The sequence below is a fragment of the Pseudoflavonifractor hominis genome (assembly GCF_014288125.1).
GTDB lineage: Bacteria > Bacillota > Clostridia > Oscillospirales > Oscillospiraceae > Pseudoflavonifractor_A > Pseudoflavonifractor_A gallinarum.
This window is the reverse complement of the sequence record NZ_JACOPR010000002.1, coordinates 308608-322678: the sequence shown is the minus strand read 5'-3', so window position 1 is coordinate 322678 and position 14071 is coordinate 308608. Positions and strand designations below refer to the sequence as shown.

Below are 14071 nucleotides of genomic sequence, written 5' to 3'. Positions count from 1 at the left end.
AAAGGCAATATTGGGCTTGTAGGTAAAATAAACAAAATTCAAAAATAGTTTTAGTTAAAATAAAAAATTTTTAGGATACCACTTGACTTATCAGTATAATATGGTATTATGGTTGCGGAAAGCGGAAGAAATTCCGCGAGGTAATCTCTCAAATTTTTACGGAGGCGAATGAAGTAAAATGGAGATGGAACAGATTAAGTGGGTACCCAACCGGATGCCCAAGAGCGACGACAAGTGGCTGGAAGTCATGTCCCTGGAGAACGTGGCCAAGGCCCGCGCGTTTCACAGCAGCTTCCCTCAGTATTCCGTGACACCTCTGGCCAACCTGAAGCGAATGGCCACCTACATGGGCCTGGGCGGCATCTATGTTAAGGATGAGTCCTATCGCTTTGGCCTGAACGCCTTTAAGGTGCTGGGCGGCTCCTTTGCCATGGCCCGGTACATCGCGCAGAAGACCGGCAAGGACGTGTCCGAGATGACCTATGACTACCTGACTAGCGAGCAGCTGCGCAAGGAGTTTGGTCAGGCCACCTTCTTCACCGCCACCGACGGCAACCATGGCCGCGGCGTGGCGTGGGCTGCCAACAAGCTGGGTCAGAAGGCTGTTGTCCATATGCCCAAGGGCAGCTCCATTGCTCGTTACAATAACATTGCCAAGGAAGGCGCCAAGGTCACTATCGAGGACGTGAACTACGACGACTGCGTGCGCATGGCTGCGGCTGAGGCCGACGAGTGCGAGAACGGCGTCATCGTGCAGGACACCGCCTGGGAGGGCTACGAGGACATCCCCTCCTGGATCATGCAGGGCTACGGCACCATGGCTTCTGAGGCGGCCGAGCAGCTGCGTCAGATCGGTGTGAACCGTCCCACTCACGTGTTCGTGCAGGCGGGCGTGGGTTCTCTGGCCGGCGCGGTGCAGGGCTTCTTCCAGAACCTCTTCCCCAATGATCCTCCCAAGGTGGTCATCATGGAGACTTCCGCGGCCGACTGCCTGTTCCGCGGCGCTCTGGTGGGCGACGGCAATCCCCGCATCGTCACCGGCGATCTGAAGACCATCATGGCCGGCCTGGCCTGCGGTGAGCCCAACATCATCGGCTGGGACATCCTGCGCAACCACTCCAGCGTCTTTACCTCCTGCCCCGACTGGGTCAGCGCCAAGGGCATGCGTATGCTGGGCGTTCCCTGCGACGGCGACCCCGTGGTCATCTCCGGCGAGTCCGGCGCCGTGGGCATGGGCTGCCTGGATGCCATCATGAACAACCCCGATTACAAGGACCTCAAGGATTATCTGGGCCTGGACCGCTTCAGCCAGGTGCTGATGATCTCCACCGAGGGCAACACCGATCCTCAGAAGTTCCGCCGCATCATCTGGGACGGCGAATATCCCACCACCAGCACGCCGCTGGCTGAGTACGAAGGTTATCGACTGAACAAGTAAGACTGGTTCCTGCGATACAAGCGAACAGACGTCTCTCAGCAAACGGCGGCCCCGTGGCCGCGGGGCCGCCGGATTGCTTACCCATTGTTTACAAAAAAAGTCATATATGTAATTTGGAGGATTAGTCATGGATTTTGAAAAGATCAAGGCCGCAGCCGAGAGCTACCGCGCTGACATGAGCCGCTTCCTGCGGGACATGATTTCCCATCCCAGCGAGAGCTGCGAGGAGAAGGAAGTCGTCATGTGCATCAAGGCCGAGATGGAAAAGCTGGGCTACGATAAGGTCGAGATCGACGGCCTGGGCAACGTGATCGGCTGGATGGGCGAGGGCGACAAGATCATCGCTTTTGACTCCCACATCGACACCGTGGGTATCGGCAACATCAACAACTGGGAAGCCGACCCCTACAAGGGCTACGAGGATGACGCCGTGATCTTCGGCCGCGGCGGTTCCGACCAGGAGGGCGGCATGGCTTCCGCCACTTACGGCGCCAAGATCATGAAGGATCTGGGCCTGATTCCTCCCGGATACAAGATCATGGTGGTTGGCACCGTTCAGGAAGAGGACTGCGACGGCATGTGCTGGCAGTACATCGTCAACAAGTTCTTCCCCGCCAACGGCATCAAGAAGGAGCAGGTCGAGTTTGTGGTCTCCACTGAGCCCACCGACGGCGGCATCTACCGCGGTCACCGCGGCCGTATGGAGATCCGCGTGGACGTGAAGGGCGTTTCCTGCCACGGCTCCGCTCCCGAGCGAGGCGACAACGCCATCTACAAGATGGCCGACATTCTTCAGGATGTCCGCGCCCTCAACGAGAATGACGATGCCGACTCCACCGAGATCAAGGGCCTCGTGAAGATGCTCAACCCCAAGTACAACCCCGAGCACTATGAGGATGCCCGCTTCCTGGGCCGCGGCACCTGCACCACCTCCCAGATCTTCTACACCTCTCCCAGCCGCTGCGCTGTGGCTGACTCCTGCGCCATCTCCATCGACCGCCGCATGACCGCCGGCGAGACCTGGGATTCCTGCCTGGAGGAGATCCGTCAGCTGCCCAGCGTGAAGAAGTACGGCGATGATGTGAAGGTCTCCATGTACATGTACGACCGTCCCGCGTGGACCGGCGAGGTCTATGAGACCGAGTGCTACTTCCCCACCTGGATCAACAAGGAGACTGCCGCCCACGTGCAGGCTCTGGTGGACGCTCACCACGGCCTGTTCGGCGACAAGCGTCTGGGCCACACCGACGCCGATCCCAAGCGCGATGCCATGCATCTGCGCGAGGGCCGTCCTCTGACCGACAAGTGGACCTTCTCCACCAACGGCGTGGCCATCCAGGGCCGTTACGGCATCCCCTGCGTCGGCTTCGGCCCCGGTGCTGAGAGCCAGGCTCATGCCCCCAACGAGATCACCTGGAAGGACGATCTGGTCCGCTGCGCCGCCCTGTACTCCGCCGTGCCCGGCCTGTACAAGGAGGAGAACAAGACCGACGACGTGACCCAGTTCCGCGCCACCCTGACCGACAACGACATTAAGTAAGTTTTTCCTGTGCATACAGGCGGAGGACCGCCGGAAGGTCCGGCGGCCCCCTCCTCCCTGTTCCATCTGAATCTGTGACGACCCGATTCGCCTCCGGTCCATACAGAACTGAACTGAAAACTCAAATATAAAGGAGAACAAGATTATGGATGCCAAACTGCAGGCTTATATTGACAAGCTCAACAAGCTCAACTTCAAGGAGATGTACGAGGGTGACTTCTTCCTGACCTGGGACAAGACCGACGACGAGATCGAGGCTGTCTTCACCGTGGCCGACGCCCTGCGCTACATGCGTGAGAACAACATTTCCACCAAGATCTTTGAGAGCGGCCTGGGCATCTCCCTGTTCCGCGACAACTCCACCCGTACCCGTTTCTCCTTCGCCTCCGCCTGTAACCTGCTGGGCCTCGAGGTGCAGGATCTGGACGAGGGCAAGAGCCAGATCGCCCATGGCGAGACCGTCCGTGAGACTGCCAACATGATCTCCTTCATGGCCGACGTCATCGGTATCCGTGACGACATGTACATCGGCAAGGGCCACACCTATCAGAAGGAAGTGGTCGAGGCCGTGACCCAGGGCAACAAGGACGGCGTCCTGGAGCAGAAGCCCACTCTGGTCAACCTCCAGTGCGACATCGATCACCCCACTCAGGCCATGGCCGACATGCTGCACATCATCCATGAGTTCGGCGGCGTGGAGAACCTGAAGGGCAAGAAGATCGCCATGACCTGGGCTTACAGCCCCTCCTACGGCAAGCCCCTCTCCGTGCCCCAGGGCATCATCGGCCTGATGAGCCGCTTCGGCATGGACGTTGTCCTGGCCCATCCCGAGGGATATGAGGTCATGCCCGAGGTCGAGGAGGTCGCCAAGGCCAACGCTGCCAAGAGCGGCGGTACCTTCACCAAGACCCACTCCATGGCCGAGGCCTTCAAGGATGCCGACATCGTGTATCCCAAGAGCTGGGCTCCCTTTGCCGCCATGGAGAAGCGCACCAACCTGTACGCCGAGGGCGACAGCGAGGGCATCAAGGCTCTGGAGAAGGAGCTGCTGGCTCAGAACGCCAACCACAAGGATTGGTGCTGCACCGAGGAGCTCATGAAGACCACCAAGAACGGCAAGGCTCTGTACATGCACTGCCTGCCTGCCGACATCAACGACGTCTCCTGCAAGGACGGCGAGGTCGAGGCTTCCGTGTTCGACCGCTATCGTGACCCCCTGTACAAGGAAGCTTCCTTCAAGCCCTACATCATCGCCGCCATGATCTTCCTGGCCAAGGTGAAGGATCCCCAGGCCACTCTGAAGGCTCTGGAGGAGCGCGGCATGGCCCGTTGGTTCCAGAAGTAAGTCTTTTTTGGAGATACCTCACGGTTTTTCTCAGTAGTATGGCGCGACCGGTTTCGCCTCCGGCCCTCACGCCTGCTATATAACCCCTTTGCGCAAGGCAAGGCCCGCTTGACGAATCATGGTTTGTCGGGCGGGCCAAACCAATTTCTGGGTGCTGCGCGGCGGGAAAGAGAAAAGAAATTAGAAGAGTTTACATTTTTGTCTGAAATACCATTTGACATCTGAAGACTTTGGCTTTATGATAGCCTTATCAAATTAGACTGCGTATTTTAATAATACGGAAAAATGAGGTGCGACTAATGGGTAAAAAAATCGTCATCGCCCTGGGCGGCAACGCGCTGGGCAATAACCTTCCCGAGCAGATGATCGCGGTGCAGCAGACCGCCAAGGCCATTGCCGACCTGATCGAGGAGGGCCATGAAGTCATTATTGCCCACGGCAACGGTCCCCAGGTGGGCATGATCCAGAACGCCATGACCGAGCTGACCCGCTCCAACCCCGAGAAGTACATCCCCTGCCCCCTGTCCGTGTGCGTGGCCATGAGCCAGGGCTACATCGGATACGATCTGCAGAACGCCCTGCGGCAGGAGCTGCTGGACCGGGGCATCAACAAGCCCTGCGCCACCGTGCTGACCCAGGTCATCGTGGACAAGAACGATCCCGCCTTCGAGAATCCCACCAAGCCCATCGGCGCTTTCATGACCAAGGAAGAGGCTGAGAAGCTGGCTGCCGAGCGCGGCTATGTGGTGAAGGAGGACGCTGGCCGCGGCTACCGCCGTGTGGTGGCCTCTCCCAAGCCCCAGGCCATTGCCGAGATCGATACCGTCAAGGCCCTGGTGGACGCCGGCCATGTGGTCGTTGCCTGCGGCGGCGGCGGCATCCCCGTGTTCCACGGTGAGGGCAACCGTCTGGACGGCGCTGCCGCTGTGGTGGACAAGGACTTCGCCTCCTGCGTGCTGGCTCAGCAGCTGGACGCCGACTGCCTGATCATCCTCACCGCCGTGGAGAAGGTGGCCATCCATTTCGGCAAGCCCGATGTGAAGTGGCTGGACGAGCTGACCCCCGCTGAGGCTGAGAAGTACATCGCTGACGGCGAGTTTGCTCCCGGCTCCATGCTGCCCAAGGTGCAGGCTGCTCTGCAGTTTGCCCAGTCCAAGCCCGGCCGTACTGCCCTCATCACTCTGCTGGAGAAGGCCAAGGACGGCGTTGCCGGCAAGACCGGTACCAGCATCCACTGCTGATTTTCCGTATTTACCGGGCCGGGGCGTAACACGCCCCGGCCCTTCCGTAGTTTTATCCGGGAGAGAAACTCCCGCATCTGAATGGAGGTTTTCCCATGAACAAGACCATTACCGCTGCCGCCGCCCCTACCGCGACCGGCCCCTACTGCCACGCCAAGCAGGCGGGCAACATGCTCTTCATCTCCGGCCAGCTGGGCGTGGATAAGGCCACCGGCACCCTGGGCAAGGATGTATCCGAGCAGGCCACTCTGGCCCTGAAGAGCATGGGTGCGATTCTGGAGGAGGCCGGCATGAGCTATGCTGATGTGGTGAAGACCACGGTCTTCCTGGCCGACATCAACGATTTTGCTACCATCAACGCCATCTACTCCGGCGTGTTCCACACCGATCCCCCCGCCCGCTCCTGCTATCAGGTGGCGAATCTGCCCAAGGGTGCCCTCTTTGAGATCGAGGCCATTGCGGTAAAGTAAGCGGTATCCTTGACGTTTTACAATGGATCCCATTCCCGTCTCGGGAATGGGATCTTTTTTTATGCGCTGATCTGGTACTACCATTGTGATTATCCACAAAATGGAAGGTTAGAATTTTTGACAATGAGCAATGGTTTTTTCTTGCGGGGAATTGTGCAATGTGTTATAGTGATATAGTCATCTGATGATTATGGGGATACATCGGATGAAAAAGTAAATAGAAAGAGGAGGAGAGGCTGAGACCCAGCACGAAAGAAACGGGAAATGAAGGAGGAGAGGCTGAGACCCCCCACGCCGATTTTAAAAATCCCCGACGCGGTGCCACCGCGTCTAAAAAATAAATGAGGTGTTATTATGCAGCAGCATACCCGACAGACGTCCCCCTCGACCCTGTTTCAGCTAAACGGGATTCCACCCATGGACAAGGCGATACCACTGGGCTTTCAGCATGTAGTGGTCGCGATCGTGAGTACCGTTTCCCCCGCACTTCTGGTGGCCAATACGGCCAATATGGCGGCAGATCAGAAAATCATGCTGGTTCAGGTATCCCTATTGATGACCGCTGTGGCGATTCTGCTCCAGTTGTTTCCCATTGTCCGGGGATTTGGTTCCGGCCTGCCCCTGGTGATGGGTATCAGTTTCATTCTTCCCACACTGATGATTGAGCGCTTTACCTTTGCAGAAATGATGGGGGCGCAGATCATAGGCGGAATCGCGGGAGCCCTGTTTGCTGTTTTCCTGAAACCGATCCGTAAGCTCTTCCCCACCATTGTGACAGGCACGGTGGTCATGACCATTGGTATGTCCATGTATCCCATTGCAATGCGGAACATGGCCGGTGGCTATACGGATAATTTTGGAACAGCGCCCGCCTGGATCGTCACCCTGTTCACCCTGTTGGTAGTCGTCATCTGTGATAACTGGGGCAAGGGAATCATCCGTCTGGGAGCCGTTCTCTGGGGACTGATTGCCGGCTATATTTTAGCTGTTATTTTGACGGAAATTGGTGTAGCGCCGCTGGTTAACTTTTCTGCCATTGGAGAGGCCGGATGGTTCTCCCTCCCGCGGCCGATGCAATTTGGAGTCAGCTTTAATACCACTGCCTGCATTTCCATGGCGATTCTCTTTGTGGCAAACTCGCTCCAGACCATCGGGGACATGAGCTCTCTGACCGTGGGCGGCTTTGACCGGATGCCCACCGACCGGGAGCTCTCGGGCGGAATCCTGGCTCAGAGTGTCGGGGCCATTGTGGGTGCTCTTTTTGGCGGGATGCCCACCTGCTCGTACAGTGAATGTGTGGGTATCGTAACGGTGACCAAAGTAGTGAACCGGGTTGTGTTTGCCATTGCGGCCTTTGCACTGCTGCTCTGCGGCCTGGTGCCTAAATTTGCCTCTGTACTGACCACAGTTCCGGAATGCGTGCTGGGCGGCGCGGTCATTTCGGTGTTTGCGGTAATTACCATGACCGGCGTACGGATGGTGACCGGGAGCGGCCGCTTCACCAACCGAAAGGCTACCATCGTGGGGCTTTCGGTAGCGGTCAGCATCGGAATCACCCAGGTAGACGGATGTATGTCCGGCCTGCCCGAGGTGTTTGATACCGTGTTTGGATCCTTTGCACCGGTCGGCGCGGCACTGATTGCCATCCCGCTGAATTTGCTCCTTCCCAAAAACCAGGAAGATCTGGATGACGAGCAGGAACAGCGCGAGCGAGAGGAAAAGCAGATGGAGGCGCTAAAGAGTAAGGAAGTCTCCGCCAAATAAAAAGGACCATTCGAGCCGTTACATTTGGGTTTGTTTCATGGTATAGTACGGCGCGCTGAAAATAGTATTATGATCTGATGTATGAATCGCGTTACCTCTCCCGTACATTGGATACAGAAGAAGAGGAATTAGGAGGTAACCAAGTATGAGTAAAGCACAAGGTGTCTCAAAACCGGTGGCGGCAGCAGATCCACTGTTCCAGTGGAAGGCAAAAGCATCCCTCCCCAAAATACTGCCCATGGGCATGCAGCATGTGGTGGCAGCTGTGGTCAGCACGGTGGGACCGGCCCTGATGGTGTCCAAGAACTGCGGACTGGATGATGCCACCACCACCCTGCTGGTGCAGATGGCCCTTCTGATGACCGCGTTTTCCACCATTTTGATGCTCTTCCCCGTTACCAAATACATCGGCTCCGGCCTGCCGGTCATTATGGGCGTAGGGTTTACCATCCCCACGCTGATGAGCAAGACCTTTACCCTGCCGGAGATCCTGGGGGCCCAGATCATTGCAGGCGTGGTGGCGATTCTCTTTGGACTGTGCATCAAGCCCATCCGGAAGCTCTTCCCGCCTCTGGTGACGGGTACCGTTATTCTGGCGGTGGGCATGAACCTCTATCCCGTGGCCATTAAATACATGGCGGGCGGCGCAGGTACCCCGGATTTCAGCTCCCCCAAGAACTGGGGCGTGGCCATTTTTACCTTTGCACTGGTGCTGGCCTTCCAAAATTTTGGAAAGGGCTTTCTGAAGCTGGGCGCCGTGCTGTGGGGCCTGGTGGGAGGTTATCTTCTTGCCCTGCTCCTGGGAATGGTGGACTTTAGCAGCGTGGGCGGCGCCGGATGGTTTGCCGTGGCAACGCCGGTAAAATCCTTTGGCCTGGAGTTTAACGGCTCCGCGATCCTGGCCATGGCCATCCTCTACATTGCTAACTCCCTCCAGACCATTGGAGATATCAGTTCGACTACCATGGGCGGTATGGAGCGCATGCCCACTGATCAGGAGCTTCAGGGAGGTATCATCTCCCAGGGTGTCACCTCGGTGATCGGCGCTCTGTTTGGAGGACTGAGCACCTGTTCTTACAGCCAGAACGTGGGCATCGTGACCATGAATAAGGTCATTAACCGCAGTGTGTTTGCCTTTGCAGCGGTCGTGCTGGGTGTGGCCGGACTGGTGCCCAAGTTCTCGGCGGTGCTCACTACCATTCCCAATGCCGTTCTGGGCGGCGCCACTATCTCGGTGTTCTCCATCATTGCCATGACCGGCGTCAACATGATCGTCTCTGCCGGCCCCTTCACCATGCGCAACCGCACCATTGTGGGACTGGCGGCGGCCCTGGGGATCGGTGTGACCATGGCCCCTGGCTGCCTGGAGCTCTTCCCCATGTGGGTGCAGAATGTGTTTGGCTCCTTTGCACCTGTGGGGGCCGCGGTGGTGGCTGTGATCCTCAACCTGATCCTGCCGAAGGACCCTGACCCTGAGACAAAGTGATTTTATCTTGAGTTTGGACAAAATCCGTCAATATATCGCTCTGGTTGGATTGACCAGGGCGATATATTGTTTTTTTGCACAAAAAGATTGGGGATAATTTGATGATCTGCCGGACATATTTTTCTTGAAAATGAAAAAGAATGGGGGTATCATTTTATTAAAGAAAATATTTTATGAAAACTAAAAAAAATTAATGAGGTGATTTGGGTGAAGCAGACTTCCCGTGAGGGGCGGGCGTCCGTATTCCAATATGAGGGCATACCTGCTCCAGGTCAATTGGTCCCTCTGGGACTTCAGCATGTGGTGGCCGCGGTAGTAGGAATCGTGACCCCGGCCATTCTGGTGGCCAATACCTGCAACATTACCGGATCGGACCGAACACTGTTGATCCAGGTCTCTCTGCTGGTGACGGCGCTGGCGACCCTGATCCAGCTTTTCCCCATTTTTGGGCGCATCGGCGCGCGCCTTCCGGTGGTTATGGGCATCAGCTTTGCCTATGTCCCCACACTGCTGGCCATTGGCGGGCAATTTGATCTGCCCACCATTTTGGGTGCGGAAATCTTTGGCGGTATCATTGCCATCCTGTTTGGCATTTTTGTCAAGCAGATCCGGGTCTTTTTCCCGTCGCTGGTGACCGGTACGGTCATCTTTACCATTGGCCTTTCCCTGTACCCCACGGCCATCAAGTATATGGCCGGCGGCGCAGGCACCGAGGGCTTTGGTTCCATGAAGAATTGGCTGGTGGCCATTGTGACCTTCCTGGTGGTGGTCATCCTCAACAACTTCTCCAAGGGTGTGCTCAAGCTGGGCGCCATTCTCTGGGGCATGATCGTCGGCTATGTGCTGGCCTTCTTCCTGGGCATGGTGAGCTTTGACGCGGTGAGCGAGGCGGGCTTCTTCCAGGTTCCCATGCCTCTGCACTTTGATATTTCCTTTAATGTGAGCGCCATTATCTCCCTGGGTATCGTGTATGTGGTCAACGCGGTGCAGACCATCGGAGATCTCTCCTCCACCACCATGGGTGGTATGGACCGTATGCCCACCGACAAGGAGCTTCAGGGCGGCATCATTGCCCAGGGTATCGTCAGCATCGTAGGCGCGCTGTTCGGCGGCCTGCCTGCGGCCACTTACAGCCAGAACGTGGGTATTGTGACGGTCAACCGGGTCATCAACCGGGCCGTGTTTGCCTTTGCCGCCATTATTCTGACGATTGCGGGTTTTGTTCCCAAGTTCTCCTCTCTGCTTACCACCATTCCCCAGAGCGTCATCGGCGGCGCGACGGTGTCTGTATTTGCTATGATCACCATGACCGGTATGCGCATGATCACCTCTGAGAACTTCACCATGCGCAGCAGCACGGTAGTCGGTCTGTCTGTGGCACTGGGCGTGGGCATCACGCAGGTGCAGGACTGCCTCCAGGGCTTCCCCCAGTGGGTCACCACCGTATTCGGCAGCAGCCCCGTGGTAGTCACCGCCATCATGGCCATCATCCTCAACCTGGCGCTTCCCAAGGATGCTCCGGTGCAGGAGAGCAAGAGCGTATAATTGTCTGCATGAAAAAAGGCGCGCACCTGTTTTATCAGGTGCGCGCCTTTCTGATCTGTTACTTTACAGAGCTGGGAAGAGAATCGTCTTCCCGGATCCAGTCCTCCACGTGGACCACGGAGTAGTCCTCTTTCGTGCGGCGGATCACTACCCGGTCGATCCCGGCGTTGATGATGAGGCGCCGGCACATGGAGCAGGAGGTGGCATCGGAGAGCAGCTCTCCCGTCTTGGCGTCCCGGCCGGCCAGATAGAGCGTGGCGCCGATGGACTGGCTGCGGGCGGCAGAGATGATGGCATTGGCCTCCGCGTGGACCGAGCGGCACAGCTCATACCGCTCGCCCGAGGGGATATTCATGGCCTCCCGGGTGCAGTAGCCCAGATCCCCGCAGTTGCGCCGTCCACGGGGGGCGCCGTTGTACCCGGTGGAGACAATCTCATCATTTTTGACGATGATGGCGCCGTAACAGCGGCGTAAACAGGTGGAGCGCTCCAGTACAGTCTCCGCAATGTCCAGGTAATAGTTTTCTTTGTCAATACGTGCCATGATAATTCCCTCCCGAGGGACCTATTTTTTTTAGTATAGCGGTTTTGTCCGCCCCACGCAAGCACAATTCACATATTGTTTACGTTTGATTTCTTGACGATTGGGGGGTCAGGCAGTATCATTAGAACAGAAAATAATTCGGGGACGCATCTGCGTCCCCATACTTCACAGCAAAGGAGACGACCGCACATATGAACTGGCTTCGGAGATTCATGTATGGGCGATATGGCGGCGATCAACTCTCCTGGTTTCTTCTGGCGGTCTATGTGCTCCTGGTAGTTCTGTCCGGACTGCCCCATCTGGAGCTCTTGTCCTGGCTGGCGCTTGCGGTGCTGTTCTGGTCCTTTTACCGCATCTTCTCCCGGCAGTATGCCAAGCGCCGGGCGGAAAACGCCCGCTTTCTTACCCTGGCTGGACCGGCCATCCGTTGGTGTAAAATGCGCCGGACCATCTCGCGGGATAAGGAACACCGCTATTTCAAGTGCCCCAATTGCGGACAATATCTGCGGGTCCCCAGAGGAAAAGGAAAGATCACGGTCAATTGCCGCAACTGCGGCGTGAGCTTTGAGGAAAAAAGCTGAGTGAACGCTGCAAGGCGCGTCCCCGATCGGGGACGCGCCTTGTCTTATGTCCGGGATTACAGCAGGCCCAGCAGATGCTGCATGCCCAGGCTCACACCCGTGATACCGGCCCAGCAGCACACACCCATAAAGATGGGCTTGCCGCCGGTGCGCACCAACTTGACGATATTGGTGTTCAGACCGATGGCGGCCATGGCCAGGATGATGAAGAACTTGGACAGCTCCTTGAAGGGCTGGAAGAAGGCGGAGGGCACACCGCAGGAGGTGGAGAGAGTCGTAATGACCGAGGCCAGCACAAAGAAGAGGATGAAGAAGGGGAAAATCTTCTTCAGATCAAAGGTGCCGCTGGAGGTGTTGCTGCCCCGCTTGACCTGCCAGGTCCGCCAGAAGGCGAGGGCCAGTGTGATGGGGATGATGGCCAGGGTGCGGGTGAGCTTGACGATGGTGGCGTACTCCAGCACCGCGCCGTTGGTGCCGTGGAGGGTATCCCAGGTGGATGCGGCAGCGGTGACCGAGGAGGTGTCGTTGATGGCGGTCCCCGCAAAAAGGCCGAAGCCCTCGTTGCTCAGGCCAATGGCCCCGCCAAAGGTGGGAAAGAGCAGGGCGGCCAGTACGTTGAAGAGGAAGATTACCGAGATGGCCTGGGCGATCTCCTCATCGTTGGCTCCGATGACCGGAGCGGTGGCCGCGATGGCGGAGCCGCCGCAGATGGAGGAGCCCACCCCAACCAGGGTGGAAATGTTGGCGGGCATCTTCAGCAGCTTATAGAGCACAAAGGAGATGATGAGGGAGGTGGCGATGGTGGAGCAGATGATGGGCAGGGATTTTGCCCCTACCTTGGCGATCTCCGAGAGATTGAGGCCAAAGCCCAGCAGGATGACCGCATATTGCAGGATCTTTTTGGAGGTGTAGGCGATGCCCGGCTGGAACCAGGTCTTATCGGTCAGCAGCAGAGTGATGATCATGCCGCAGAGAATGGCGAAGACCGGTCCGCCAATGACCGGAAAAAGCTTGCCCAGCCACCAGGAGGGCAGCGCGATAACCAGACAGAGCAGCAGGCCAGGTCCTTTCTGTTTGACAAAGTTCATATCAGAACGCCCCTTTGTTTTCGTTTTCCCCTTGATTATAGTACGGCCTGACGATAAAATAAAATGATGATTTTTTATCTTTCCATAATTTTCTGTAATGGGTGATTGTATGCTGGATCCCAAACTCCATACCTTCCTGGTCCTGTGCGAGACCATGCACTATACCCGGGCGGCCCAGCGGCTGTGCGTGACCCAGCCGGCGGTCACCCATCAGATCCGCGCGCTGGAGGAGCACTATGGCTGCCGGCTCTTCTCCTATGAGGGAAAGACCCTGCGCCTCACGGAGGCGGGCGTGCGCCTGCGGGAGATGGCCCGTTCCCTGGCCTACAACAGCCGGAAGATGGAGCAGGCCATGGCCGTTCCAGCCCCCCGGGTCCTGCGGGTGGGTGCCACCAAGACCATCGGAGAGTTTGTCATTGCCCCGCTCATCAGCCGCTTTCTGCGCCGCCATCCGGAAGGGACGGTCTCCCTGACGGTGGAGAATACCCGCGCTCTGCTGCGGGCACTGGAGGAGGGGCGGCTGGACTTCGCGCTGGTGGAGGGCTTTTTTGACCGGGAGCGGTATGCCGTGCGTCTCTACCGGAGGGAGTCTTTTTTCGGCGTGTGTGCGCCCGAGCATCCCCTGGCGGGTCGGACGGTCCCCTTAGCGGAGGTCCTGGGCGAGCGCCTCCTGGTCCGGGAGGCGGGGTCGGGTACTCGGGCCATTTTGGAGGCCGCCCTGCGGCAGAACCACTGTACCCTGCGCAGCTTTTCCGGCGTGGTGGAGATCAGCGACTTTTCCACCATCAAGGCCCTTGTGGTGGAAAACCTGGGGGTCTCCTTCCTCTATGCCCCGGTGGTGGAGCGGGAGCTGGCCGCCGGCAAGCTGGCCCGCTTTGATCTGGCCGGGCAGGCCCTGAGCGGGGCCTTCCACTTTGTCTGGCTGCGGGACAATCTCTTTGCCGGGGAGTGGGAGGACTGGATGGCGTAAGGCCCCAGAGCAGTTGTCTTTTTTCTCCCGTTCATGTATACTGGTGTGACCTTTTGTGA

Annotated in this window: 12 protein-coding genes; 10 read left to right on the top strand and 2 right to left on the bottom strand. The window is 57.7% G+C overall.

What is annotated here, in order from left to right; translation table 11 throughout:
- The first annotated feature begins 184 nt into the window (after nt 1-184).
- The 8 genes from dpaL to H8S34_RS04315 all read left to right on the top strand — a co-directional run bounded on the left by dpaL (nt 185) and on the right by H8S34_RS04315 (nt 10829).
- Nucleotides 185-1438, top strand: a complete 1254-nt coding sequence (dpaL, locus tag H8S34_RS04350; RefSeq protein ID WP_101692667.1) for a diaminopropionate ammonia-lyase — start codon at nt 185-187, stop codon at nt 1436-1438.
- Nucleotides 1439-1565: 127 nt separating this feature from the next.
- Nucleotides 1566-2978 carry a YgeY family selenium metabolism-linked hydrolase gene (locus H8S34_RS04345; protein WP_101692398.1) on the top strand — a complete coding sequence of 471 codons (1413 nt, stop codon included), beginning with the start codon at nt 1566-1568 and terminating at the stop codon, nt 2976-2978.
- Nucleotides 2979-3123: 145 nt separating this feature from the next.
- Nucleotides 3124-4323, top strand: coding sequence for a knotted carbamoyltransferase YgeW (ygeW, locus tag H8S34_RS04340; protein ID WP_101692397.1), 1200 nt, complete (start codon nt 3124-3126; stop codon nt 4321-4323).
- A 299-nt stretch (nt 4324-4622) separates the two neighbouring features.
- The gene (arcC, locus tag H8S34_RS04335; RefSeq protein ID WP_101692396.1) at nt 4623-5564 is read left to right on the top strand and encodes a carbamate kinase; all 942 of its coding nucleotides are present in this window, start codon (nt 4623-4625) and stop codon (nt 5562-5564) included.
- 95 nt (nt 5565-5659) lie between these two features.
- Nucleotides 5660-6034, top strand: a complete 375-nt coding sequence (locus H8S34_RS04330; protein WP_186963141.1) for a Rid family detoxifying hydrolase — start codon at nt 5660-5662, stop codon at nt 6032-6034.
- Between the two features lie 354 nt (nt 6035-6388).
- The gene (locus H8S34_RS04325) at nt 6389-7798 is read left to right on the top strand and encodes a uracil-xanthine permease family protein (RefSeq protein WP_101692394.1); all 1410 of its coding nucleotides are present in this window, start codon (nt 6389-6391) and stop codon (nt 7796-7798) included.
- A 145-nt stretch (nt 7799-7943) separates the two neighbouring features.
- On the top strand, nt 7944-9284 hold the full coding sequence (locus tag H8S34_RS04320; protein WP_186963140.1) for a uracil-xanthine permease family protein: 1341 nt from the start codon (nt 7944-7946) through the stop codon (nt 9282-9284).
- A gap of 207 nt (nt 9285-9491) precedes the next feature.
- Nucleotides 9492-10829, top strand: coding sequence for a uracil-xanthine permease family protein (locus H8S34_RS04315; RefSeq protein WP_186963139.1), 1338 nt, complete (start codon nt 9492-9494; stop codon nt 10827-10829).
- A gap of 58 nt (nt 10830-10887) precedes the next feature.
- On the opposite strand, the gene H8S34_RS04310 is transcribed toward H8S34_RS04315, so the two are convergent.
- Nucleotides 10888-11373 (bottom strand): deoxycytidylate deaminase, encoded by a 486-nt coding sequence (locus H8S34_RS04310; protein ID WP_101692391.1) that lies wholly within the window; start codon nt 11371-11373, stop codon nt 10888-10890.
- Nucleotides 11374-11585: 212 nt separating this feature from the next.
- On the opposite strand from H8S34_RS04310, the gene H8S34_RS04305 reads away from it, so the two are divergent.
- The gene (locus H8S34_RS04305) at nt 11586-11954 is read left to right on the top strand and encodes a hypothetical protein (RefSeq protein ID WP_243207906.1); all 369 of its coding nucleotides are present in this window, start codon (nt 11586-11588) and stop codon (nt 11952-11954) included.
- 56 nt (nt 11955-12010) lie between these two features.
- Here H8S34_RS04305 and H8S34_RS04300 read toward each other — a convergent pair whose 3' ends face one another.
- On the bottom strand, nt 12011-13042 hold the full coding sequence (locus H8S34_RS04300; RefSeq protein ID WP_186963138.1) for a YeiH family protein: 1032 nt from the start codon (nt 13040-13042) through the stop codon (nt 12011-12013).
- Between the two features lie 109 nt (nt 13043-13151).
- Here H8S34_RS04300 and H8S34_RS04295 point away from each other — a divergent pair, with 109 nt between their 5' ends.
- Nucleotides 13152-14012 (top strand): LysR family transcriptional regulator, encoded by an 861-nt coding sequence (locus tag H8S34_RS04295; protein ID WP_186963137.1) that lies wholly within the window; start codon nt 13152-13154, stop codon nt 14010-14012.
- The last annotated feature ends 59 nt before the right edge of the window (nt 14013-14071 follow it).